21 protein-coding genes are annotated in these 23,136 nt (G+C 67.4%); 20 read left to right on the top strand and 1 reads right to left on the bottom strand.

Features of this window, described 5'->3' with window-relative positions:
• The first annotated feature begins 45 nt into the window (after positions 1–45).
• From LTI14_RS04965 to LTI14_RS04875, 19 genes are all read left to right on the top strand, one after another.
• Entirely contained in the window at positions 46–798 is a 753-nt protein-coding gene (locus LTI14_RS04965; protein WP_241465022.1) for a LysE family translocator, read from the top strand.
• Between the two features lie 50 nt (positions 799–848).
• Positions 849–2,504, top strand: a complete 1,656-nt coding sequence (gene argS, locus LTI14_RS04960; RefSeq protein WP_241465021.1) for an arginine--tRNA ligase — start codon at positions 849–851, stop codon at positions 2,502–2,504.
• Between the two features lie 6 nt (positions 2,505–2,510).
• The gene (locus LTI14_RS04955; RefSeq protein ID WP_241471081.1) at positions 2,511–4,034 is read left to right on the top strand and encodes a diaminopimelate decarboxylase family protein; all 1,524 of its coding nucleotides are present in this window, start codon (positions 2,511–2,513) and stop codon (positions 4,032–4,034) included.
• A 56-nt stretch (positions 4,035–4,090) separates the two neighbouring features.
• Positions 4,091–5,440, top strand: coding sequence for a homoserine dehydrogenase (locus tag LTI14_RS04950; RefSeq protein WP_241471082.1), 1,350 nt, complete (start codon positions 4,091–4,093; stop codon positions 5,438–5,440).
• Between the two features lie 61 nt (positions 5,441–5,501).
• On the top strand, positions 5,502–6,611 hold the full coding sequence (thrC, locus tag LTI14_RS04945) for a threonine synthase (protein ID WP_241465020.1): 1,110 nt from the start codon (positions 5,502–5,504) through the stop codon (positions 6,609–6,611).
• 22 nt (positions 6,612–6,633) lie between these two features.
• Complete coding sequence (gene thrB, locus LTI14_RS04940; RefSeq protein WP_241465019.1) at positions 6,634–7,752, top strand: homoserine kinase; 1,119 nt, start codon at positions 6,634–6,636, stop codon at positions 7,750–7,752.
• A gap of 307 nt (positions 7,753–8,059) precedes the next feature.
• Positions 8,060–10,336: a transcription termination factor Rho gene (gene rho, locus LTI14_RS04935; RefSeq protein ID WP_241475957.1), complete on the top strand. Its 2,277-nt coding sequence runs from the start codon at positions 8,060–8,062 to the stop codon at positions 10,334–10,336.
• Between the two features lie 143 nt (positions 10,337–10,479).
• Complete coding sequence (gene prfA, locus LTI14_RS04930; RefSeq protein WP_241465107.1) at positions 10,480–11,562, top strand: peptide chain release factor 1; 1,083 nt, start codon at positions 10,480–10,482, stop codon at positions 11,560–11,562.
• 5 nt (positions 11,563–11,567) lie between these two features.
• Positions 11,568–12,548, top strand: a complete 981-nt coding sequence (prmC, locus tag LTI14_RS04925; protein ID WP_241465017.1) for a peptide chain release factor N(5)-glutamine methyltransferase — start codon at positions 11,568–11,570, stop codon at positions 12,546–12,548.
• Complete coding sequence (locus LTI14_RS04920) at positions 12,536–13,213, top strand: L-threonylcarbamoyladenylate synthase (RefSeq protein WP_241465016.1); 678 nt, start codon at positions 12,536–12,538, stop codon at positions 13,211–13,213. Before prmC ends, LTI14_RS04920 begins: the two co-directional genes overlap by 13 nt.
• The gene (locus LTI14_RS04915) at positions 13,210–14,358 is read left to right on the top strand and encodes an MraY family glycosyltransferase (protein ID WP_241465015.1); all 1,149 of its coding nucleotides are present in this window, start codon (positions 13,210–13,212) and stop codon (positions 14,356–14,358) included. Before LTI14_RS04920 ends, LTI14_RS04915 begins: the two co-directional genes overlap by 4 nt.
• Positions 14,359–14,647: 289 nt before the next feature.
• Complete coding sequence (gene atpB / locus LTI14_RS04910; RefSeq protein ID WP_241465014.1) at positions 14,648–15,439, top strand: F0F1 ATP synthase subunit A; 792 nt, start codon at positions 14,648–14,650, stop codon at positions 15,437–15,439.
• Between the two features lie 136 nt (positions 15,440–15,575).
• Positions 15,576–15,779: an ATP synthase F0 subunit C gene (locus tag LTI14_RS04905; protein ID WP_036476452.1), complete on the top strand. Its 204-nt coding sequence runs from the start codon at positions 15,576–15,578 to the stop codon at positions 15,777–15,779.
• 81 nt (positions 15,780–15,860) lie between these two features.
• A complete protein-coding gene (locus LTI14_RS04900; RefSeq protein ID WP_241465013.1) occupies positions 15,861–16,430 on the top strand; it encodes a F0F1 ATP synthase subunit B in 570 nt (189 codons plus the stop codon).
• On the top strand, positions 16,430–17,239 hold the full coding sequence (locus LTI14_RS04895) for a F0F1 ATP synthase subunit delta (RefSeq protein ID WP_241465012.1): 810 nt from the start codon (positions 16,430–16,432) through the stop codon (positions 17,237–17,239). The genes LTI14_RS04900 and LTI14_RS04895 overlap by 1 nt, the downstream gene beginning before the upstream one ends.
• A gap of 89 nt (positions 17,240–17,328) precedes the next feature.
• Positions 17,329–18,957 carry a F0F1 ATP synthase subunit alpha gene (gene atpA / locus LTI14_RS04890; protein ID WP_241465011.1) on the top strand — a complete coding sequence of 543 codons (1,629 nt, stop codon included), beginning with the start codon at positions 17,329–17,331 and terminating at the stop codon, positions 18,955–18,957.
• A 57-nt stretch (positions 18,958–19,014) separates the two neighbouring features.
• Entirely contained in the window at positions 19,015–19,908 is an 894-nt protein-coding gene (locus LTI14_RS04885) for a F0F1 ATP synthase subunit gamma (RefSeq protein ID WP_241465010.1), read from the top strand.
• Positions 19,909–19,977: 69 nt separating this feature from the next.
• Positions 19,978–21,438 carry a F0F1 ATP synthase subunit beta gene (gene atpD, locus LTI14_RS04880; protein ID WP_241465009.1) on the top strand — a complete coding sequence of 487 codons (1,461 nt, stop codon included), beginning with the start codon at positions 19,978–19,980 and terminating at the stop codon, positions 21,436–21,438.
• A gap of 2 nt (positions 21,439–21,440) precedes the next feature.
• Positions 21,441–21,707 (top strand): F0F1 ATP synthase subunit epsilon, encoded by a 267-nt coding sequence (locus LTI14_RS04875; protein WP_241465008.1) that lies wholly within the window; start codon positions 21,441–21,443, stop codon positions 21,705–21,707.
• Positions 21,708–22,026: 319 nt separating this feature from the next.
• On the opposite strand, the gene nucS is transcribed toward LTI14_RS04875, so the two are convergent.
• On the bottom strand, positions 22,027–22,719 hold the full coding sequence (gene nucS, locus LTI14_RS04870; RefSeq protein ID WP_241465007.1) for an endonuclease NucS: 693 nt from the start codon (positions 22,717–22,719) through the stop codon (positions 22,027–22,029).
• Between the two features lie 102 nt (positions 22,720–22,821).
• On the opposite strand from nucS, the gene LTI14_RS04865 reads away from it, so the two are divergent.
• Complete coding sequence (locus LTI14_RS04865) at positions 22,822–23,133, top strand: hypothetical protein (RefSeq protein WP_241470949.1); 312 nt, start codon at positions 22,822–22,824, stop codon at positions 23,131–23,133.
• Positions 23,134–23,136 lie beyond the last annotated feature (3 nt).

Raw genomic sequence — 23,136 nt, 5'->3', positions numbered from 1 at the left:
TTTTATCTGCTTGTCCTGATCGGTGTGGTGTCCCAGGATGGAGCTGTGACACTCTCCAGCTATTTCGGTCTGCTCGCCGTCTCCGCCGTCCTGGCCATCACCCCGGGGCAGGACACCATGCTGTCTCTGCGCAATGCGCTGCTCTCCCGCCGGGCAGGCCTCGGCGCGGCGACCGGATCCTCAGTGGCCGCGCTGATCTGGGCGGCGCTGGCCGCCACCGGCCTGGCGGCGCTGTTCCAGGCCTCCCCGGTGGCCTATGAGCTGCTCAGCCTCGTCGGCGGCCTCTACGTGATCTTCCTCGGTGCCCGCGCGGTGCGCAGCGCCTCGATCACGTTGAAGGCGCACCGACTGGCCCGCGCCGACGTCGAAGTTCCCGTGCTGGTCGGGGGCCCCTACGATCCCCAACCCCCCGCAGCGGAGGAGGGCCCAGGCGCTCGCGGATCGGAGGACTCCCCCCGCCGTCGCACCCGCCGCGACATCACCAGCTTCCGCGGCACATTCCTGATCGGGCTGGGCAGCTGCATGACCAACCCGAAGGTCGGTCTGTTCTTCCTGGCACTTTTCCCGCAGTTCACTCCCGTCGGAGCCTCCCCGGCCTTTGCGATCGGGGTGCTCGGCGGCACTGTGGCCGCCAGCATGTGGCTCTACCTGATCGGTGTCGTGCTGCTGGTCGATGCCGCGAACTCCTGGCTCTCGAACCCCGTGGTGACCGGACGCATCGAGATGGGCAGCGGCCTGACCCTGGCGGGACTCGGCGTCTACCTGAGCATCAGCGGTGTGCTCGGTCTGCTCAGCTGAGCCATCCTGTGCTGACCCGGCTCCCGGGGCGGACCGCGTAGACTGTTCCGGTGACTCCAGAAGAACTCTCCACCGTTGTCAAGAGCGTGCTCGCCGAGGCTGTCGAAGCCGGTGAGCTGAGCGTCGATCTCCCCGAGAACGTCGTCATCGAGCGCCCCAAGAATCGCGAGCACGGCGACTGGGCCACCACCATCGCCCTGCAGCTGGCCAAGAAGGCCGGGATGCCCCCGCGTGCGTTCGCCGAGATCGTCGGCGCCAGGCTGGAGCAGGTCGCCGGCGTGGAGCGCATCGAGATCGCGGGCCCCGGGTTCATCAACATCACCGTGGACTCCGCCGCCGCAGGGGAGCTTGCCCGCACGATCGTCGAAACAGGGGACACCTTCGGTCACAACGAGGCGCTGGCCGGGCGGAGCGTCAACGTCGAATTCGTCTCCGCGAACCCCACCGGACCGCTGCACATCGGGCACACCCGCTGGGCCGCGCTCGGCGACGCCATCGGCCGGCTGCTGCGCGCCTCCGGCGCCACGGTCGCCAACGAGTACTACGTCAACGACGCCGGCAACCAGATGAACGTCTTCGGCCACTCGGTGCTCTCCCGCATCCACGGCGAGGACGTCCCGCAGGGCGGCTACCCCGGTGACTATGTCATCGAGCTGGCCGACGAGATCCTCGCCGCCCGCCCGGACGTCAAGGACATGCCCCGCGAAGAGGCGCTGCCGATCGTGCGCGAGCTGGGCTTCCAGGCGCAGATGGGTCAGATCAAGGACACCCTGACCGCGTTCGGCGTGCACTTCGACGTCTTCTACTCCGAGCAGGCCCTCCACGCCGAGGGCAAGGTCGCCGCCGCGGTGGAGACGCTGCGCGAGCAGGGCCACATCGAGGACCGCGACGGCGCCGTCTGGCTGCGCACCACCGACTTCGGTGATGACAAGGACCGGGTGCTCTTCAAGGCCGACGGTGAGCCCACCTACTTCGCCGCCGACGCCGCCTACTACCTCTCCAAGCGGGAGCGAGGCTTCACGGAGAAGATCTACCTGCTCGGCGCGGACCACCACGGCTACGTCTCCCGGCTCAAGGCCATCGCCGCCTGCGCCGGTGACGATCCGCAGCGCAACATCGAGGTGCTCATCGGGCAGCTGATGTCGATCCGCGGCGCGAAGCTGTCCAAGCGCGCCGGCAACATCATCGAGCTCACCGACCTGATCGATTGGCTCGGCGCCGACGCGCTGCGCTACACGCTGGCCCGGTTCCCAGCGAACTCCCCGATCGACGTGGACCCAGAGCTGCTGCAGTCGCGGACCAATGACAATCCGGTCTTCTATGTCCAGTACGCCCATGCCCGCTCCCGCAATGCCGCGCGCAACGCCGAGGCCGCCGGAGTGGACCGCGACGGCTTCGATGCCGGGCTGCTGACGCATGAGACCGAGGAGGAGCTGCTCTCCCACCTGGGACGCTTCACCTCCGTGGTGGCCTCGGCAGCCGAGCTGCGCGAACCCCACCGGGTGGCGCGCTACCTGGAGTCCCTGGCCAGCGCCTATCACGGCTGGTACGCCGTGTGCCGGGTGGCGCCCAGCGTCAGCCCCGACGGCGTCCAGGACCCGGTCACCGATCTCAACCGCACCCGGCTCTGGCTCAACGACGCCACCGCCCAGGTGCTGCGCAACGGACTGGCGCTGCTCGGCGTCACCGCACCCGAAAGGATGTGAGCCGCCATCACGACCCGCAGCTCTGCCCCCGAAGAATCAACCACCCCCAGCGCGCATCCGCTGGCACCGGCCTGGCTCACCGCCCGTCGGGACACCGATGACCTCGAGGCGGCGCTGCTCCCGGCCGACGCGCACCGCGACGCCGAGGGCCGCCTGGTGATCGGCGGGGTCGACGTCGTGACCCTCGCCGCCCAGCACGGCACGCCGCTCTACGTGCTCTCCGAGGCAGACTTCCGGGCCCGCGCCCGCAGCTTCCGCGAGGCCTTCGGCGCAGCCTTCGCCCCTGAGGCCGAGGTGGACGTCTTCTATGCCGGCAAAGCCTTCCTGAGCACCCATGTGGCGGGCTGGGCCGTGGAGGAGGGGCTCTGCGTGGACACCGCCTCCGGCGGCGAGCTGGCCCTCGCCCTGGCCGGCGGGGTTCCGCCGAGGCAGATCGGACTGCACGGGAACAACAAGTCCGACGCCGAGATCCAGCGCGCCCTCGACGCTGGGATCGGCCGCATCATCGCCGATTCCCTCGATGAGCTTGAACGGATCTCCACGCTGGCCGTGGCAGCCGGCACCCGCGCCCCGGTCATGCTCCGGCTGACTCCCGGCGTGCACGCCTCCACCCACGAATACATCGCCACCGCGCACGAGGATCAGAAGTTCGGCCTCTCCCTGACCCCGGCGTCCGGTGCAGACGCGTCCGGTGCAGACGCTGCCGGGGCAGAGGCGAAAGTCACCAACCCCTACCTCGGTTCGCCCGCCTGGACAGCAGCCTCGCGCGCACTGGAGCTTCCCGGCGTCGAACTCCGTGGAATCCACGCCCATATCGGCTCGCAGATCTTCGAACCTGCCGGTTTCGAACTGGCCGCGCAGAAGCTCATCGCCTTCCTGGCCAGCCTGCGTGCGGCCTACGGCGTGGAACTGCCCGAGCTCGACCTCGGCGGGGGACACGGGATCGCCTACACCGAGGCCGACACCCCGCGGGCCCCCGAAGCAATCGCCGCAGCCCTGGCCGCCACGGTGAAGCAGGCCTGCGCGGAGCACGGACTGAGCGTCCCACGGATCTCCATCGAGCCCGGCCGGGCCATCGTCGGCCCCGCCGGGGTCACGCTCTACCGAGTCGGGGTGCAGAAGGACGTCCAGGTCGACGCCCCCGACGGCACCACCGTGTCCCGGCGCTACGTGGCCGTCGACGGCGGCATGAGCGACAACGCCCGCGGCGTGCTCTACGACGCCGACTATTCAGCGGTGCTCGCCTCGCGCCGGGTGACCGGAGACCACGCGCTGTCTCGCATCGTGGGCAAACACTGCGAGTCCGGCGACATCGTCGTGCGAAACGTATACTTGCCGACGGCGACGGCCCGGGATGATCTCCTTGCCGTTCCCGCCACCGGCGCATACTGCCACTCGCTCTCGAGCAACTACAACTACCTGACTCGACCCGCAGTGGTCGCCGTCGCAGACGGCGCCTCCCAGGTGCTCATCCGCCGAGAGACCGAGCAGGACATGCTCGGGCGTGACACCGGCATTGCCGCACACTGACACACAGCACGCGCGCAGCGCCGGGAACCGAACAGGCACAAGGGATTGAGGTCATGATGTCCGCAGCAAGGACCACCGCAGAGCCGCTGAAGATCGGTCTGCTCGGCGCAGGCAACGTCGGCTCACAGGTCGCACGCACCCTGGTCGAGGAGCGGGCGCTCATCTCCTCGCGGGTCGGTGCCCCGATCAAGCTGATCGGCGTCGCCGTCCGCGACGTCGAGGCCCCGCGCGACTGGAAGATCCCCGGCGAGCTGCTCACCACCGACGCCGAGGCGCTGGTGGACGAGGCAGACCTGATCATCGAACTCATGGGCGGCCTCGAGCCCGCCGGCACCCTGGTGGAGCGCGCGCTGCGCGCCGGCACCGCAGTGGTGACCGGAAACAAGGCGCTGCTCGCGGTCCAGGGCGGAAAGCTCAGCCAGGCCGCCGCAGAGTCCGGCGCCCTGCTGCGCTTCGAAGCCGCGGTCGGAGGGGCCATCCCGATCCTGCGCCCGATCCAGGAATCCCTCTCCGGCGACCGCATCACCAAGGTGATGGGCATCGTCAACGGCACCACCAACTACATCCTGGACCAGATGGACTCCACCGGCGCCGCCTTCTACGACGCGCTGGCCGAGGCGCAGCGGCTCGGGTACGCCGAGTCCGACCCGACCGCCGACGTCGAGGGCCACGATGCCGCAGCCAAGGCCGCGATCCTCGGCGCGCTGGCCTTCCACGCGCCCTTCAGCATCGACGACGTCTACTGCGAGGGCATCACCTCCGTCACCTCCGCCGACATCGAGGCCGCCGCGGCTTCCGGCTATGTGATCAAGCTGCTGGCGATCGTCGAGAAGAACGACGACGGTGCCATCCTGCGCGTGCACCCCACCCTGCTGCCCCGCACCCACCCGCTTGCAAGCGTCCGCGGAGCCTTCAACGCGGTCTTCGTAGTCGCCGAGAACGCCGGGGAGCTCATGTTCTACGGACAGGGAGCCGGCGGGCTGCCCACCTCCTCGGCCATCATGGGTGATGTGGTCTCCGTGGCGCGCCGACTGCACAGCGGACCGGACAACCCCGGGACCACCGACACCAACGGAGACTCCCAGACGGTTCGCGCACTGCCGGTGGATGACGCCCGCACGCAGTACTACATTGATATGGAAGTCGCTGACCGTGAGGGTGTCATCGCCGAGGTGGCCCGCGTGCTGGCCGATCACCACGTCTCCATCGAATCCATGCGCCAGCCCGGAAGCGTATCGACCGACGGTGAGGTGGACACCGAGGCGGCGCGCGAACGCGGCGCCGTCGTGCAGATCGTCACGCACCTGGCGAAGGAGAAGCACCTCTCCGACACCGTGTCCACGTTGCGCGCCCTGGACGTGGTCCTGGCAGTGAACTCGGTGCTTCGCGTCGAGGTCGAACAGTAGTCCTGGGCCCAGCCCACACAGAGCAGATCCCACCAGCACGACGATGAAGGAGCCCCCACTCGTGGCGCACCAATGGCGCGGAGTCATCCGTGAGTATGCAGACCGACTCCCCGTGGAGGAGACCACCGAGGTCATCACCCTGGGAGAGGGCGGCACCCCGCTGGTCTACGCCCCCGCGCTCTCCGAGCTGGTCTCCGGCACGGTCTACCTGAAGGTGGAAGGGATGAACCCCACGGGATCCTTCAAGGACCGCGGCATGACCATGGCGATCACCGCCGCGGTGGCCGAGGGCGCCAAGGCCGTGGTCTGCGCCTCCACCGGCAACACCTCCGCCTCGGCCGCCGCCTACGCGACCCAGGCCGGTCTGACCTGCGCCGTACTGGTGCCGGCGGGCAAGATCGCGATGGGCAAGCTCTCCCAGGCGGTCGCCCACGGTGCGGAGCTGATCCAGGTGGACGGCAACTTCGACGGCTGTCTCGACATCGCCCGCAAGCTCTCCGAGAACTACCCGGTCTTCCTGGTGAACTCGGTGAACCCGGCACGCATCGAAGGCCAGAAGACCGGAGCCTTCGAGGTGGTGGACGCACTCGGCGATGCCCCGGACTACCATCTGCTTCCGGTCGGCAACGCCGGCAACATCACCGCTTACTGGAAGGGCTACAAGGAGTACTCCCAGCCCTGGACCAACCCCTACGGGGGAGGCACCGGTGAGGAGCTCGCCGCGGTGGCCAGCCACACCCCGATCATGTGGGGGTTCCAGGCCGAGGGCGCCGCGCCCATCGTCATGGGCCACCCGGTGACCGAGCCCGAGACGGTCGCAACGGCCATCCGGATCGGCAATCCCGCCTCCTGGGAGAAGGCCGAGGCCGCTCGGGATGAGTCTGCCGGGGTCATCGAGTCGGTGACCGACGAGGAGATCCTCGTCGCGCACCGCTGGCTGTCCTCCAAGGAGGGCGTCTTCGTGGAGCCCGCCTCCGCTGCCGGCGTCGCCGGACTGATCAAGAAGCACTCCGCCGGTGAGATGCCGGCGGACAAGACGATCGTGATCACCGTGACCGGTCACGGACTGAAGGATCCAGACTGGGCGCTGAAGAACGCCGACGGCTCGGACGTCACCCCGACCATGGTCCCGCAGGATGTCGAGACCGTGGCCCGGCAGCTGGGGCTCTGATTCGATGAGCGGGCAGCCCAGCATGCACAAGCTAGGACAGGGCCTCGCCCCTGAACAGGCACTGGCCCCCTCGGCCGCGACGCCACCTGCCGCGCAGGGACATGACGCGGAAGGTGCCAACGACCTTGCCCTTCGTGAGCCGCTGGCCGCCCCGGCGTCCTTCCACCTGAAGGTGCCGGCCACCTCCGCCAATCTCGGCCCCGGCTACGACACCATGGGTCTGGCACTGGGTCTCTACGATGAGATCACCGTCCACGCCGCGCCGCGGAGCGGCACCACCGCGCAGGTGGAGATCACGGTGGAGGGTGAGGGTTCCGCAACGCTGCCCCGCGATGCATCCCACCTGGTGGTCACCCTGGTCGAGAAGATCCTCAACGCCAAGGGCTTCAGCCTCCCCGACCTTCAGGTCCGAGCGGTCAACAACATTCCACACAGTCGCGGGCTCGGATCCTCGGCAGCGGCCGTCGCCTCGGCCGTGATGACCGCGCACACGCTGCTCCCAGACGGGTTGAGCGACGACGAGAAGCTCCAGATCGGTTCCCGGATCGAGGGCCATCCGGACAACTACGTCCCGGCGCTGCGCGGAGGGGTTGCAATCTCCTGGCAGGCAGCCGCCACCGCGCTGGGCTCCGCCGGTGAGCCTGACGGGTCCGCCGTCCACCCCCGAGACGGAGCCTTCAAGACCGCGCCGCTGATCCCGCACCCGGACCTGCGCACCGTGGTGGCCGTGCCGAACTTCGAGCAGTCCACCCAGGTGGCACGAGACCTCCTGCCCGCCCAGGTCGATCATTCCGCCGCGGCGCAGAACTCCGCGCGCGCAGCGCTGCTGGTCCACGCCCTCACCAGCGCTCCGGAGCTGCTGCTCGACGCCACTGAGGACGCGCTGCATCAGGAACAGCGCCGTCCCGCATTCCCCGGGTCGATGGCTCTGGTGGACGGACTCCGCGCAGCGGGGTTCGCCGCCGTGATCTCCGGCGCGGGACCCACGGTGCTTGTGCTCGCTGACTCCGACGCCCAGGCCAGCGCCGCGGCACAACAGATCTCGGCACTTGGCGGGCCCGACGCGCGGGGCCATGTGTTCACCCCCTCAATCCTGCCGATCGCGGGCGCGGGTGCTACAGTGGAGGCACATCAGCGTTGATGGCGTGCCCCGCACGCTCTCTCCCCAGATCCATTGAGTTGGCCCTGTAGAGATCACCATGATGTTCTTTCGCGCGAATTGCGCTTTTTCCTGCGCGCTGGACGGTGCAGACTCCTCAACAGAGTGAATCAGCAGAGTCCCGCGATGATCCCACTCCCCGCCGGGGACGAGGACCGTGCAAGAAGTCTCCCCGACGGTGTATGCGCGAAAGAAACTGAAATAAGCCAACGGACTTCTGACGCTCCGTTGAAGACATCGCAGGACGGCGCATCCGCCGGGCCTGCCTGACGAGGGGGAAGGAACCTTCGTGACAGAAACCACCGCTGAGACCACTGCGACTCAGAGCCCCGAGAAGGCCGAGTCCGCTGCACCCGAGGCCAAGAGCTCCGGGCTTGCCGGTCTGAAGCTCGCTCAGCTGCAGGCGCTTGCCTCACAGCTGGGCATCACCGGAAGCTCCCGGATGCGCAAATCTGCTCTGGTGGAGGCCATCTCCTCTCATCAGCGCGGAGGCGCCGTCGCCGAACGGGACAAGAAGCAGGACCAGGCGGCCGCCGCAGGCCGCGAGAACGACGCCGCCAAGGGCGGCAATGATGGGCAGACCGCGAGCTCCGAGGAGCCTGCCGCCAAGCGCCCCAACCGCCGCCGGTCCAAGGCGAGCGAAGCTGCCGCAGAGCAGAACGGCTCCACCGCGGACAGCGCTGAGAACGCCGCGAGCACCGATGACACGCGCACCGAGAACTCTCGCGACAACGGCCGCAATGACAGCAACGGCATCGACCGGCGCGCTGATCAGCAGGGTGGCGAGAACAACGGCAGCGATGACGGCGGCGATTCTCAGCCCCGCGGACGCAACCGCAACCGCCGCAACCGCAACCGCGACGACAACGGGAGCCAGCAGCAGAACACTGCGCCGGCCGAGACCCAGCAGTCCAACGCCCAGCAGTCGGATTCCCAGCAGTCGAACTCTCAGTCGGGCTCCAACGAGCAGACTCAGGACCAGACTCAGGAGAACGGCCAGCGCAACGACGGCGAAGGCCGCGGCCGACGCAATCGCGACAACAACCGCGACAACAACGGTCGTGACGGTGGCCGCGGCAACCGCAGCGAGCGCAGCGAGCGCAGCGATCGCAGCGACGGCCAGCGCAGCGACGGCGGCCGCGACAGCAGCCGCAGCGAGCGCAATGACGGCCAGCGCAGCGAGGGTCAGCGGAGCGACGGCGGCCGTGACAGCAGCCGCAGCGAGCGCAATGACGGCCAGCGCAGCGAGGGTCAGCGGAGCGACGGCGGCCGTGACGAGGAGCGTCGCAACCGGCGCAGCCGCAACCGCAACGACCGCAATGACCGCAATGACCGCAATGACCGTAACGACCGCAACGACCGCAGCAACCGTCGCCGCGGCCGCGATCCAGAGGTCGACGACACCGAGGTCACCGAGGACGATGTCCTGGTCCCGGTGGCGGGCATCCTGGATGTGCTCGACAACTACGCCTTCGTGCGCACCTCGGGCTACCTCCCCGGACCCAACGACGTCTACGTCTCCCTGGCCCAGGTCAAGCGGCACAACCTGCGCAAGGGTGACGCCGTCCACGGACACATCCGCGCCCCCCGCGACGGGGAGAACCCGCAGAAGCGCGCGAAGTTCAACGCGCTGGTGAAGCTCGACGCCGTCAACGGCCGCCCTTCGGAGGCCAACACCGATCGTGTCGAGTTCAGCAAGCTGGTTCCGCTCTACCCGCAGGATCGTCTGCGCCTCGAGGGTGACCCGAAGGACATCGCCCCCCGCGTGATCGACCTGATCGCTCCGATCGGCAAGGGCCAGCGCGGCCTGATCGTCTCCCCGCCCAAGGCAGGCAAGACGATCATCCTGCAGGCCCTGGCGAAATCGATCAAGGCCAACAATCCTGAGGTCCACCTCATGATGGTCCTGGTCGACGAGCGGCCCGAGGAGGTCACCGACATGCAGCGCACGGTCGACGGCGAAGTCATCGCCTCGACCTTCGACCGCCCGGCCGATGACCACACCACCGTCGCCGAGCTGGCCATCGAACGCGCGAAGCGACTGGTGGAGCTGGGCAAGGACGTCGTCGTGCTGCTGGACTCCATGACCCGACTGGGTCGCGCCTACAACACCGCGGCTCCGGCCTCCGGTCGGATCCTCTCCGGCGGTGTCGACGCCAACGCGCTCTACCCGCCGAAGCGGTTCTTCGGTGCAGCGCGCAACATCGAGCATGGCGGTTCGCTGACCATCCTCGCGACCGCGCTGGTGGAGACCGGGTCCAAGATGGACGAGGTCATCTTCGAGGAGTTCAAGGGCACCGGCAACATGGAGCTGCGGCTGTCCCGCCGCCTGGCGGACAAGCGGATCTTCCCAGCCGTGAACGTGAACGAGTCCTCCACCCGTCGTGAGGAGAACCTCCTCTCGGCTGAGGAGGTCAAGATCATGTGGAAGCTGCGCCGAGTGCTCTCCGGACTCGAGCAGGAGCAGGGTCTTGAGCTGCTGATCAACAAGCTCAAGGCGACCCAGTCCAACGCTGAGTTCCTGATGCTGGCGTCGAAGACCACGCTCGGAGACAAAGGCAACTAGCCGACTCATCAGGCGAAGCCCGGGGAGAGCATGCGCTCACCCCGGGCTTCGCCTGTACCAGCCCGGTCCGCCAGCGCTCCGTTCGCGCTTCAGCCACGGAAATGAAAGAGAATCCAGTCATGAGCGAAGAGATCAACGCCCGGATGTTCGACTCCGTATCGACGCTGCTCGCCGAGCACGCCGAACTTCAGGAGCAGCTCGCCGACCCACAGGTCCACGCCGACCAGTCGCTGGCCCGCCGGCTGGGACGCCGCTACGCCCAGCTCAACGGTGTGGCTGAGGCGCACAAGACCTGGAAGCAGCTCAGCGAGGACCTGGCGACCACCCAGGAGCTCGCCCAGGAGGACTCCGAGTTCTCCGCCGAGATCCCCGCGCTCACAGCCCAGCTCGAGGAGGCCGCGGCGAAGCTGCTGCGCATGCTGATCCCGCGCGACGAGAACGACGTGCGCAACGTGATCATCGAGGTCAAGGGCGGTGCCGGGGGCGATGAGGCCGCGCTCTTCGCCGGAGACCTGCTGCGCATGTACACCCGCTATTCAGAGGCCAGGGGCTGGAAGACCGAGATCATCTCCTCGACCCCCTCGGACCTCGGTGGCTACAAGGACGTGCAGATGGCGATCAAGTCCTCCACCAATGACCCGGCCCGGGGCGTCTACGCGCACCTGAAGTTCGAGGGCGGCGTGCACCGGGTCCAGCGCGTGCCCGAGACCGAGTCCCAGGGCCGGATCCACACCTCGGCGGCCGGTGTGCTGGTCCTGCCAGAGGTCGACGAGCCTGAGGAGCTGGAGCTGAGCCAGAACGACCTCAAGATCGACGTCTACCGCTCCTCCGGGCCCGGAGGTCAGAGTGTGAACACCACGGACTCCGCGGTGCGGATCACCCACCTGCCCACCGGGATCGTGGTGGCCATGCAGAACGAGAAGTCCCAGCTGCAGAACAAGGAGGCTGCGATGCGCGTGCTGCGCTCCCGCATCCTGGCCCACCAGCAGGAACAGATCGACGCCGACAATGCGCAGGTGCGCAAGTCCCAGGTCCGCACCATGGATCGCTCCGAACGCATCCGCACCTATAACTACCCGGAGAACCGGATCGTCGATCACCGCAGCGGGTACAAGGCCTACAACCTGGACACCGTGATCAACGGCGACCTGGAGGCCGTGATCCAGTCCTGCGTCGAGCTCGACGAGCAGGAGCGGCTCGCGGCGCTGAACGACACCCAGGACTGAGTCCCATGCCCACACATCAGCCAGCCGGTGCCCAGCCGGGGGACCACCCGGCCGATCAGCTCATCGACGACGCCGCCGCCCGGCTCCGCGCAGCGGGCGTTCCGAGTCCCAGGGTCGACGCCGAGATCCTCGCCGCCCACGTGCTCGGCGTCCCGCGCGGACGCCTCGCCGCGATGGCCATAGCCTCAAGCTCGGTCACCGCTGCCGACGCCGAGCGGATCACCGACCTGGTGGCCGAACGTGCGGACCGGGTGCCGCTGCAGCACCTCACCGGACTGGCGCCCTTCCGGCACCTCGAGCTGCGGGTGGGCCCCGGAGTCTTCATCCCGCGCCCCGAGACCGAGCAGGTCGCCCAGGCGGCGCTCGAACAGCTGGCCCGGATGGCCGCGCAGCGCCCACCCTCCTGGCGGCCCCGCGTGGTCGATCTCGGCACCGGCTCAGGCGCCCTGGCCGCCGCCATCGCCGCAGAACACCCCTCGGCCGAGGTCCACGCCGTGGAGCTCTCCACCCAGGCCGTCGCCTGGGCGGAGCTGAATCTGGCCCCGCTCGGAGTGACCCTGCACCAGCGCGACCTGCGTGAGGTGCCCGAGGAGTGGGAGTCCAGCTTCGACGTCGTCGTGTCCAACCCGCCCTATATCCCCGCCGGCATGGTGCCGCGTGAGGAGGAGGTGCGGGTGCATGATCCGGAGCTGGCGCTCTACGGCGGGGGCGCCGACGGGCTCACCATGCCCCATGCGGTGATCGCCGCCGCCAAGCGGCTGCTCGTGCCGGGAGGCTGGTTCATCCTCGAACACGCCGAAGCTCAGGCGCAGGCGCTGGCCGAGCACTGCAAGGCAGACAGCTCGCTGGCTCAGGTGAGCACGCACCAGGACCTCACCGGCCGGGATCGCGCCACCAGCGCGGTCACTGACCCAGCTCCCGCCGTTGACGCAGGTCTCGTGGCTGACCCGTATCCCGCCGTCGGCGTGGAAGAATGGCGCGCGTGAGCCAGACAGTCGACTGCACGGACCCCGCCTCCCGCGCCGAGGGCATCTCCGCGGCGCAGGACGCGCTCTCTCGAGGGGAGACGGTGGTCCTCCCCACCGACACCGTCTACGGCATCGGCGCCGACGCGTTCTCCCCGCAGGCCGTGGCGGTGCTGCTCGCGGCCAAGGGCCGCAGTCGCACCATGCCGCCGCCGGTGCTGATCGGTCGCCCCGAGATCATGGACGCGCTGGCCATCGACGTGCCCGAGGAGGCCAGGACCCTGGCGCAGGCGTTCTGGCCCGGCCCGATGACGCTGATCCTCAACGCCCAGCCCTCGCTGCGCTGGGACCTGGGGGAGACCCATGGCACCGTCGCGCTGCGCATGCCGGCCGATGAGCTCGCCCTGGATCTGCTCAACGCCACTGGGCCGCTCGCGGTCTCCTCGGCCAACCGCACCGGAATGCCCGCCGCGACCACCGTCACCGAGGCCCAGCAGATGCTCGCCGAGTCGGTCGCGGTGTACCTCGACGCCGGTGACCGCGGCTCATCCGCCGCGTCGACCATCATCGACGCCACGGTGACGCCGCCCCGCGTGGTGCGCACCGGGGCCCTGCCCCTGGCCGAGCTGCAGGCCGTCGTAGCCAGCGTGGCGCCCGAGGCAGAGGCGTCCGACTCGCACTCATGATCTATTTCCTGGCCGTCCTCGCCGTCTCGATGGTGGTGACCTATCTGCTCACCCCCGCGGTGCGGACCATCGCGTTGAAGCTGGGCATCTACACCCCGATCCGGGAACGTGATGTGCACAACCAGATCAAGCCGCGCTGGGGCGGGGTGGCGATGTTCCTCGGGATGGTCGTCGGTCTCGCCGCCGCCTCCACGATTCCCTATCTGAGTGGCATCTTCGCCGACCTGACCCCCGTGCGCGGCGTCTTCGCGGCGATGGTGGTGATCCTGCTGGTCGGCATGGCCGATGACGCCTGGGACATCCCCTGGATGGTCAAGCTCGGCGGACAGGTCGGCGCAGCCATCATCCTGGTGCTCCACGGGATCCAGCTCGAGGTCATGCCGGTGGGCTGGCTCGGAGTCGGCGGGCCGCTGGTGCAGGCGATGCTGACCGTGTTCGTGGTGGTGCTGACCATCAATGCCTTCAACTTCATCGACGGGCTCGACGGACTGGCTGCCGGAGTCGCCGCGCTGGGCGGCGCCGCGTTCTTCATCTACAGCTACCTGCTGACGCTCTCGATCAACGCCTTCGACGCCTCGAACCTGGTGACGCTGCTGATGGCGGTGCTCGTGGGCTCGTGTCTGGGCTTCCTGCCGCACAACTTCTACCCCTCGAAGATCATCATGGGCGACACCGGGGCCATGCTGCTGGGCCTGGTCATGGCGGCCGGGGCGCTGGCAGTGACCGCCGACGTCGGCCAGCTCGCCGAGGGCTTCAGATTCCGTAACATCCCCGCGTACATGCCGATCCTGCTGCCCCTGGCGGTGACCCTGCTGCCGCTGCTGGACCTGGCGCTGGCGGTGGTCCGACGCACCGCTCGGGGCGCCTCACCCTTCACCCCTGACCGTGGCCATCTGCACCACAAGCTGGTCGACGGCGGCTATTCCCACCCGCAGGCGGTGCTGCTGCTCTACTTCTGGTCTGCGCTGTTCGCCTTCGGAGCCGTCTCCTTCAACTTCCTGCCCTGGTGGCTGGTCACTCTGGGCATGGTGCTGAGCCTGGGCGCCGCGGTGGTGCTCACGCTGGGGCCCTGGCTCCGCCGTCGTGCGCTGCGGGTCAACCGGGCCGCCGCCCAGCGTGCGCTGCGGCACCGACTCAACGACTGATGACCCGGGTCAGGACGGCTTTCGGTGTGGTGGGACCGCCTTCGTCGGTGGTCCTCCGGCAGTGCCGGGGGTCGTTGTTCTGGTAGGCTTTCGGTGACTTCCCACACCAGTTCTGTGTTTTCCAACACCTGCGTGGGGGAGTTGCCCGTGGACCGTCTTCGGAAGTCTTGCTCATAGACTGGCGGTCCACATAAAAGGCGAGACGGAGTTGATCCGGCTTCCGATGCCCGGGGTTGAAACCCACTGACGGACACCGCAGAGAGGACCAGCGTTGCATTCGCTTGCGCCCATGGCCACCAATGAAGGTGGATTCCAGCCGCCCACGATTTCTGAGACGCACCTTCCGGAGATCTTTCCCTGGATGGCGGAGTGGGGGACTGGCTTCGGCAAGAACATGCTGATGGTCATCCTCTCGGTCATCGTCATCTCCTGGTTCTTCATGTGGGCGATCCGGAAGCAGTCCCTCGTCCCGTCGCGCACCCAGTACCTTGCCGAGTCCGGCTACGGGTTCGTCCGGCACACCCTGGGACGCGACATCCTCGGCGAGAAGCACTTCCGGCAGTGGATCCCGCTGCTCTTCGCGGTGTTCTTCTTCGTGCTGGTCAACAACATCTTCGGCGCCGTCCCGGGCCTGCAGCTGCCCACGTTCTCCCACGCAGGCCCCGCCTACGCGCTGGCCCTGATCATCTGGATCACCTGGATCGCGCTGGGCTTCAAGACCCACGGCCCCAAGTTCATCAAGCTCATGACGGTGCCCTCAGGCGTGCCGAAGTGGCTGCTGCCGCTGCTCGTGGTCCTGGAGTTCCTCTCCAACTTCATCATCCGCCCGCTGACGCACTCGCTGCGACTCATGGCCGTGATGCTCGCCGGGCACATCATCGTGATGCTCGCCGGCTCCGGCGTCGAGTTCCTCGTCGCCCAGCAGGGCGGCCTGGCCGACTACGGCCTGGGCGCGCTCATCCTCGTCGGCTCCATCCCGCTGTACTTCCTGGAGCTGATCATGATGGTCCTTCAGGCCTTCGTCTTCGCGCTGCTGACAGCGATCTACATCCAGGGCTCGATCGAGGCAGACGCCCACTGATTTTTCCCTCTATGCGGTTCGGCGTTCCTACCAGGACGTCGAGGCGCAGCGGCGGACCGGCACATGCCGGTAGGCCAGACATTAGAACCGTCCGCGTGGTACGCACGGGGACTCAGACAGAAAGTGAGCAACACATATGGACGGCACTCTGAACATGGTCGGCATGGGTCTCGCAGGCTTCGGCGCTGCACTGGCCATCGGCATGATCTTCTCGGCCTACCTCAACGGTGTGGCCCGCCAGCCTGAGGCGCAGCGCGTGCTGCAGCCCATCGCCATCCTCGGCTTCGCGCTGGCGGAGGCGGTCTTCATCCTTGCCATCGTCTTCGCCTTCGTGCTCTGACGCTGGTCCGATTCTTCTGGGACGGGCACCGGAACTCCGGGCCCTCTGAGATCGTCAGACTACTGAAAAAAGGGTGAACACATGATCAGTGCATCTCTGATCCAGGCAGCAGAAGGTGACGCCAACCCGTTGCTCCCGAACTTCTGGGAATTCCTGGTTGTGCTATTGGGCTTCCTGGTGCTGCTGTTCGTGGTCCAGAAATGGATCGTGCCAGCATTCGAGAAGGCCTATCAGGCCCGTACCGAGGCCATCGAAGGTGGACTCAACGAGGCTGAGAAGGCCAAGGCTGAGGCCGAAGCCATGAAGGCCGAGTACGAGAAGAACCTTGGGGATGCCCGTGCAGAGGCGAGCCGGATGCGTGAGGAAGCTCGCGCCGAAGGTGCCGAGATCGTCGCCGAGCACAAGGAGAAGGCCGCCGCTGAGGCGGCCCGCATCACCGAGCAGGCCCAGCAGCAGATCGCCGCAGAACGGGCATCGGCTGCGCATTCGCTCAAGGCTGAGGTCGGTTCGCTGGCCACACAGCTCGCGAGCCGGATCGTCGGCGAGGCGCTCGAGGACGACACCCGCTCCCAGCGAGTGGTCGATCGCTTCCTCGCGGATCTCGACGCTGATCAGTCAGCCCAGGCTGGCCAGACAGGAGCAGCACAGTAATGGCAGCGGTGACCACCGAATCCCTCGCAGCCGTGCAGAAGGAGCTCGCGCCCTCATTGGCGCAGGCCGACCTTGAGGTCGCCCGTGAGCTCTTCGCTGTACTGGATGTGCTCGATTCCTCGGCAGGGCTGCGCCGCAGCCTCACCGACCCCTCCCGTGATCCCCAGGACCGGGTGGCGATGGCACGCAGCCTCTTCGGCGCGAAGGTCAGGGGCACGACGACGGAAGTCCTCGATGCCCTCGTCTCGCGACGCTGGAGCAAGGAGCGCGACCTCGGCGACGCCGTCGAGATCCTCGCCGTCGTCGTGGTGGTGGTGCAGGCCGAGCGCGAGGGCCTGGCAGGTCTGGAGAAGCTGGAGTCGGCACTGCTGGACTTCCGGCGGACCGTGGCCTCCTCGCACCAGGTGCAGCGCGCGCTGACTGACGCCCAGGCAACGCCTGAGGCCAAGCAGAAGCTCGCAGCCCAGCTCTCCCCGGGAGCCAGCGCCGAGGCGCGGCTGCTCATCGATCGTGCTGTGACGGCGCCGCGCGGGCTTCGACCCGCGCAGCTCGTCGAGCGCTTCACCGAGCAGATCGCGGCACGCCAGCAGCGCTGGATCGCACTGGTCACCGTCGCCAAGGAGCTGGACCCCGGCTATATGCAGCGGCTCGGGGCAAGCCTGGACCGTTACTTCGGTCGAGAGCTGAAGCTCGACGTCGTGCTCGACCCTGCTGTGGTCGGCGGCATCCGAGTCCAGGTCGGTGATGAGGTGGTCGACAGCACGGTGGCCACCAAACTCAATGATCTCCACCGGAGACTGGCCAGCTAGTCTTCTTCAGACTGGCTCAACACATACGTGAATCTTTGAACCACCCGGCCGCACCTCGCGGCCATTACTGAGGAGAGCAGGGACTGCAGATGGCCGACTTGACCATCAACGCCGACGACGTCCGCAACGCCTTGAACGATTTCGCCGCATCCTACGATCCCGGCAGCGCAGAGCGCGTCGAGGTCGGACGCGTGATCTCCGCGGCTGACGGCATCGCTCGAGTCGAGGGACTTCCCTCGACCATGGCAAACGAACTTCTTCGCTTCGAAGACGGCACCCTGGGCCTGGCCCAGAACCTCGACACCCGAGAGATCGGCGTCGTGATCCTCGGCGAGTTCTCCGGCATCGTGGAGGGCCAGGAGGTCACCCGCACCGGCGAGGTCCTCTCGGTCCCGGTCGGTGACGAATTCCTGGGTCGCGTGGTCGACCCGCTGGGCACGCCCATCGATGACAAGGGCGACATCACCCCGGAGGGTCGCCGTCCGATGGAGCTTCAGGCTCCCTCGGTGGTGCAGCGCAAATCCGTGCACGAGCCGCTCCAGACCGGCATCAAGGCCATCGACGCCATGATCCCGATCGGCCGCGGTCAGCGTCAGCTGATCATCGGTGACCGCCAGACCGGCAAGACCGCGATCGCCATCGACGCCATCCTGAACCAGAAGGCCAACTGGGAATCCGGCGACGTCACCAAGCAGGTTCGCTGCGTCTACGTTGCTGTGGGCCAGAAGGCCTCCACCATCGCGGCCGTGCGGCAGACCCTCGAAGAGCGCGGCGCGCTGGAGTACACCACCATCGTGGCGTCCCCGGCATCTGACCCCGCCGGCTATAAGTACCTGGCACCGTTCGCCGGTTCGGCCATCGGCCAGCACTGGATGTACGGCGGCAAGCACGTGCTGATCGTGTTCGATGACCTCTCCAAGCAGGCTGAGGCCTACCGCGCGGTGTCGCTGCTGCTGCGTCGCCCACCGGGACGCGAGGCGTACCCCGGCGACGTGTTCTACCTCCACTCTCGTCTGCTCGAGCGTTGTGCCAAGCTCTCCGACGAGCTCGGCGCGGGTTCGATGACCGGACTTCCGCTGGTGGAGACCAAGGCCAACGACGTGTCGGCCTACATCCCGACCAACGTCATCTCGATCACCGACGGTCAGATCTTCCTGCAGTCGGACCTCTTCAACGCCAACCAGCGTCCGGCAGTCGACGTGGGCATCTCGGTGTCCCGCGTCGGTGGTGCCGCTCAGCTCAAGGCCATGAAGAAGGTCTCCGGCACGCTGAAGCTCGACCTGGCGCAGTACCGGGACATGCAGGCCTTCGCCATGTTCGCCTCGGACCTCGACCCCGCCACCCGGCAGCAGCTGGTGCGCGGCGAGCGCCAGACCGAGCTGCTCAAGCAGGCGCAGTACACGCCGTACGCCATCGAGGATCAGGTCGCATCGATCTGGACCGGTTCCCAGGGTCACCTGGACGATGTCGAGACTGCGGACATCAAGCGCTTCGAGACGGACTGGCTGGACTACCTGCGTCGCAAGACCAACGTGCTGACCAACATCGCCGCCTCGGGCAAGCTCGAGGACGACACCGTCAGTGCGCTCAAAGAAGCCATGGTCGCGTTCAAGAAGGAATTCCACGCCGAGGGTGCCACGTCCATCGTGGGCAACGAGCAGACCGACGCGATGTCCGCCGACGAGATCAGCCAGGAAGAGATTCCCGCACGCAGCTGAGGTCCACACCGCAGCTGAGCAGAATCACTTGCTGAACGACATCAAGGAAGGACAAGCATGGGAGCCCAGATTCGGGTCTACCGCCAGAAGATCGCATCGACTTCGTCGATGAAGAAGATCTTCAAGGCGATGGAGCTGATCGCGACGTCTCGCATCGGCAAAGCACGCAGCCGTGCGCGGGCAGCCTCGCCATACGCAGATGCCATCACACGTGCGGTCTCCGCCGTGGCCTCGCAGAACGACATCGATCACGTGCTGACCACGAAGGTGGAGAACCCCACCCGCGCGGCAGTGCTGATCGTCACCAGCGACCGCGGACTCGCCGGCGCCTACTCCACGAACGTGCTCAAGCGGGGCGAAGCCCTGACCAAGCGCCTTCGGGAGGACGGCAAGGAGATCCGCCCCTACCTCTATGGACGCAAGGCGCAGGCGTTCTATGACTTCCGTGAGCGGGAGTATGACCAGGTATGGACCGGAAACACGGACGCCCCCGAGGTGGAACGTGCTCAGGAGATCGGCCGCACGCTGGTCGATCGCTTCCTGCAGCCCACCGAGGAGGGCGGCGTGGACGAGCTGTATCTCGTCTACACCGAGTTCCAGTCCATGGTGAAGCAGGAGCCGGTGGTGCGACGTCTGTTGCCGCTGGCCTTCGTGGAGCAGGATGCGGAAGCCAAGCACGAGCCCACCCCGCTGTATGACTTCGAGCCCGCCGCCGAAGAGGTCCTCGATGCGCTGCTTCCGCGGTACATCGAGTCCAAGATCTTCGCGGCGATGCTGGAAGCCTCGGCGTCGGAGCTCGCGGCTCGCCAGCGGGCGATGAAGTCTGCTGCCGACAACGCGGACGACCTCATCAAGAAGTTCACCCTGTTGCGCAACAACGCTCGCCAGGCCGAGATCACCCAGGAGCTCAGCGAGCTCATCGCGGGTGCCGACGCTCTGGCCGCGAGCTAGCCCACGGGTACCCCCGCAGGCCAACAACAGACGTTTTGACATCATCCAAGATCAAGTGAAGTGAGAGAGATGACTGCCACTACTGCAGAGCAGAGCTCCGGAGCAGCCGGTCAGCCGGGTGCGACTGGTCGCATCGCCCGGGTGATCGGTCCGGTCGTGGACATTGAGTTCCCCGCCGACTCCATCCCATCGATGTACAACGCGCTCAACTCCGAGGTCACCCTCGGCGGCGTGACCCGCAAGATCACGTTCGAGGTCGCTGCACACCTGGGCGACAACCTGATCCGTGCGATCTCGCTGCAGGCCACCGACGGCCTGGTGCGCGGCACCCCCGTGCACGACACCGGATCAGCCATCACGGTGCCCGTGGGTGAGTCCGTGAAGGGACACATCTTCAACGTCCTGGGCGAGACCCTGGACATGCCGATCTCCGAGCTGGAGGTTCAGGATCGCTGGCCGATCCACCGCCCGGCTCCGAACTTCGCGGCACTCGAGGGCTCCACCGAGATGCTGGAGACCGGCATCAAGGTGATCGACCTGCTGACCCCATACATCCAGGGCGGCAAGATCGGCCTCTTCGGCGGCGCCGGTGTGGGCAAGACGGTGCTCATCCAGGAGATGATCACCCGTGTGGCCCGCAACTTCGGCGGCACCTCGGTGTTCGCCGGTGTCGGTGAGCGCACCCGTGAGGGCAACGACCTCTGGGTCGAGATGGAAGAGGCCAACGTCCTCAAGGACACCGCCTTGGTGTTCGGTCAGATGGATGAGCCGCCAGGCACGCGTCTGCGTGTGGCACTGAGTGCGCTGACCATGGCGGAGTACTTCCGCGATGTGCAGAACCAGGATGTGCTGCTCTTCATCGACAACATCTTCCGCTTCTCGCAGGCCGGCTCCGAGGTCTCCACGCTGCTGGGGCGCATGCCTTCAGCAGTGGGTTACCAGCCGAACCTTGCCGACGAGATGGGTGTGCTCCAGGAGCGCATCACCTCGACCCGCGGCCACTCCATCACATCGATGCAGGCCGTCTACGTCCCCGCCGATGACTACACCGACCCGGCGCCGGCGAACGTGTTCGCCCACCTGGACGCGACCACGGAGCTTTCCCGTGCAATCGCCTCGCGTGGTCTGTACCCGGCTGTGGACCCGCTGAGCTCGACCTCGCGCATCCTTGACCCGCAGTACGTGGGTCAGGAGCACTACGACACCGCGACTCGGGTGAAGCAGATCCTGCAGAAGAACAAGGAGCTGCAGGACATCATCGCGATCCTCGGCATCGATGAGCTCGGCGAGGAAGACAAGATCGTCGTCTCCCGCGCCCGCCGCATCGAGCAGTTCCTGTCACAGAACACCTACACCGCCAAGCAGTTCACCGGCGTCGACGGTTCCACTGTGGCGATCAAGGACACCATCGAGGGCTTCAACGCCATCGCCAACGGCGATCTCGACCACATCCCGGAGCAGGCGTTCTACAACGTCGGCGGCCTCGATGATGTCGAGCGTCTCTACGCCGAGATCAAGAAGAGGTCCTGATCATGGCCGAACTCGACGTTCAGGTGGTCGCCAGCGACCACGCCGTCTGGTCCGGTGCCGCCAAGTCGGTGCGCGCGCGCACAGTGGAGGGTGACATCGGCATCCTGCCGGGTCACACTCCGGTGCTCTCGCTGCTGGCCGAAGGTGAGCTGGTCATCAACCCCGTCGAGGGCTCCCCAGTGAACGCGAAGGTCACCGGAGGCTTCTTCTCGGTGGACTCCGATCAGGTGACCATCGTCGCGGACGAGGCCGAGCTCACGCAGAGCTGACCCGATCATCGACTGATCCACCTCATCGCCAGGCGGGCCCCCGGACTCCTCACGGAGACCGGGGGCCCGCCTGTCTGTGCGCGCGTGCGCGAAGCTCATCCTGTCTGTGCGCGCGTGCGCGAAGCTCATGGACAGCTTCGCCAGCTCATGGCGGCGCATCAGGCGCTGCCGAACGCGAGGGGCGTCGAGATGGTCCAGGGGCGAGATGCCCGCCATGGTGCGCGAGCTCGATGCCGAGTCCGGCCGGGACAGCCGGCTCTGCGGCGACGCCGACCCCAGGGGTGAGCCTCCCGACGTTTCGGGCCGGAGGTTCAGCCGGCTAGAAGAGGCGCGAGTCGGCGTCGTCGACCCCGCGCATCGCGTCATAGTCCAGCACGAGGCAGCGGATGCCGCGGTCCTCAGCGAGGGTGCGTGCCTGGGGCTTGATCTGCTGGGCCGCGAAGACTCCCTGCACGGGCGCCAGCAGCGGATCGCGGTTGAGCAGGTCCAGGTAGCGGGTGAGCTGCTCAACCCCGTCGATGTCGCCGCGACGCTTGAGCTCCACGGCGACGCTGCCCTGTGGGCCGCGGGCGAGGATGTCCACCGGACCGATCGGGGTGGGGTGCTCCCGACGGATGAGCCGGTGGCCGGCGCCGAGCAGCTCGATCTGCTCGGCGAGCAGCCGCTGCAGATCGGACTCCACGCCGTCCTTGACCAGACCCGGGTCCACGCCGAGATCATGCGAGACGTCCTCGTGGACCTCGCTGATCAGGATGGACAGGGTGTCATCGCTCTTGGTCGCCGAGACGTTCCAGACCTCGGTGATACCGGCCTCACGCTGCTGCGCGTCGGGCGCGGTCACCCGCATCGTGGCGGGCGGGGACATCCAGTTGAGCGGCTTATAGGAGCCGCCGTCGGAGTGGATGAGCACGCCGCCGTCGGCCTTCACCATGAGCAGGCGCGTGGCCTGGGCCAGGTGGGCGTTGAGCCGGCCGGAATATGACACTGAACAGGTCGCAATTACCAATCGCACGGTGACTGATCCTACCCGGTCTCGGGGGAAGGGCCGCACCCGGGACCAGTGGCCCAGCTGTGTCGTGGTATCCGGAGCCCCACACCTGAAACAATGGAGCCCATGGCCAAGTCAGCGAAGGGACCCGGAAGGCGCGCGTCGAAGTGGCAGCGCGAGCACCGACCGCTGTCCACGGGGGTCTTCGGTCAGGGCGCATTCTCCTCCGGGACGGTGCGCCGCCGTGACGGGGAATATCACGTGCGGCACATCTCCGCCTCCGCAGCGCAGAAGAGCTACACCTGCCCGGGATGTCACCTTCCCGTGCCGGCAGGGACCGCTCACGTCGTCGCCTGGCGGGCCGATTCGATCTTCGGCGATGAGCACGCGGCCGCCGAGCGACGCCACTGGCACAGCCAATGCTGGCGGATAGGCTGAGGT

The organism is Nesterenkonia sp. YGD6 (assembly GCF_022565895.1).
Taxonomy (GTDB): domain Bacteria; phylum Actinomycetota; class Actinomycetes; order Actinomycetales; family Micrococcaceae; genus Nesterenkonia.
The sequence above is the reverse complement of the archived record's forward strand: the minus strand, read 5'-3'. Positions and strand labels throughout refer to the sequence as shown.

What these genes read in the sequence shown, in the direction of transcription:
- LTI14_RS04950 (WP_241471082.1), top strand. Translation starts at nt 4,091, where the DNA reads ATGTCCGCAGCAAGGACCACCGCAGAGCCGCTGAAGATCGGTCTGCTC.
- thrB (WP_241465019.1), top strand. Translation starts at nt 6,634, where the DNA reads ATGCACAAGCTAGGACAGGGCCTCGCCCCTGAACAGGCACTGGCCCCC.
- prfA (WP_241465107.1), top strand. Translation starts at nt 10,480, where the DNA reads ATGTTCGACTCCGTATCGACGCTGCTCGCCGAGCACGCCGAACTTCAG.
- prmC (WP_241465017.1), top strand. Translation starts at nt 11,568, where the DNA reads ATGCCCACACATCAGCCAGCCGGTGCCCAGCCGGGGGACCACCCGGCC.
- LTI14_RS04920 (WP_241465016.1), top strand. Translation starts at nt 12,536, where the DNA reads ATGGCGCGCGTGAGCCAGACAGTCGACTGCACGGACCCCGCCTCCCGC.
- LTI14_RS04915 (WP_241465015.1), top strand. Translation starts at nt 13,210, where the DNA reads ATGATCTATTTCCTGGCCGTCCTCGCCGTCTCGATGGTGGTGACCTAT.
- atpB (WP_241465014.1), top strand. Translation starts at nt 14,648, where the DNA reads ATGGCCACCAATGAAGGTGGATTCCAGCCGCCCACGATTTCTGAGACG.
- LTI14_RS04905 (WP_036476452.1), top strand. Translation starts at nt 15,576, where the DNA reads ATGGACGGCACTCTGAACATGGTCGGCATGGGTCTCGCAGGCTTCGGC.
- LTI14_RS04900 (WP_241465013.1), top strand. Translation starts at nt 15,861, where the DNA reads ATGATCAGTGCATCTCTGATCCAGGCAGCAGAAGGTGACGCCAACCCG.
- LTI14_RS04895 (WP_241465012.1), top strand. Translation starts at nt 16,430, where the DNA reads ATGGCAGCGGTGACCACCGAATCCCTCGCAGCCGTGCAGAAGGAGCTC.
- atpA (WP_241465011.1), top strand. Translation starts at nt 17,329, where the DNA reads ATGGCCGACTTGACCATCAACGCCGACGACGTCCGCAACGCCTTGAAC.
- LTI14_RS04885 (WP_241465010.1), top strand. Translation starts at nt 19,015, where the DNA reads ATGGGAGCCCAGATTCGGGTCTACCGCCAGAAGATCGCATCGACTTCG.
- atpD (WP_241465009.1), top strand. Translation starts at nt 19,978, where the DNA reads ATGACTGCCACTACTGCAGAGCAGAGCTCCGGAGCAGCCGGTCAGCCG.
- LTI14_RS04875 (WP_241465008.1), top strand. Translation starts at nt 21,441, where the DNA reads ATGGCCGAACTCGACGTTCAGGTGGTCGCCAGCGACCACGCCGTCTGG.
- LTI14_RS04865 (WP_241470949.1), top strand. Translation starts at nt 22,822, where the DNA reads ATGGCCAAGTCAGCGAAGGGACCCGGAAGGCGCGCGTCGAAGTGGCAG.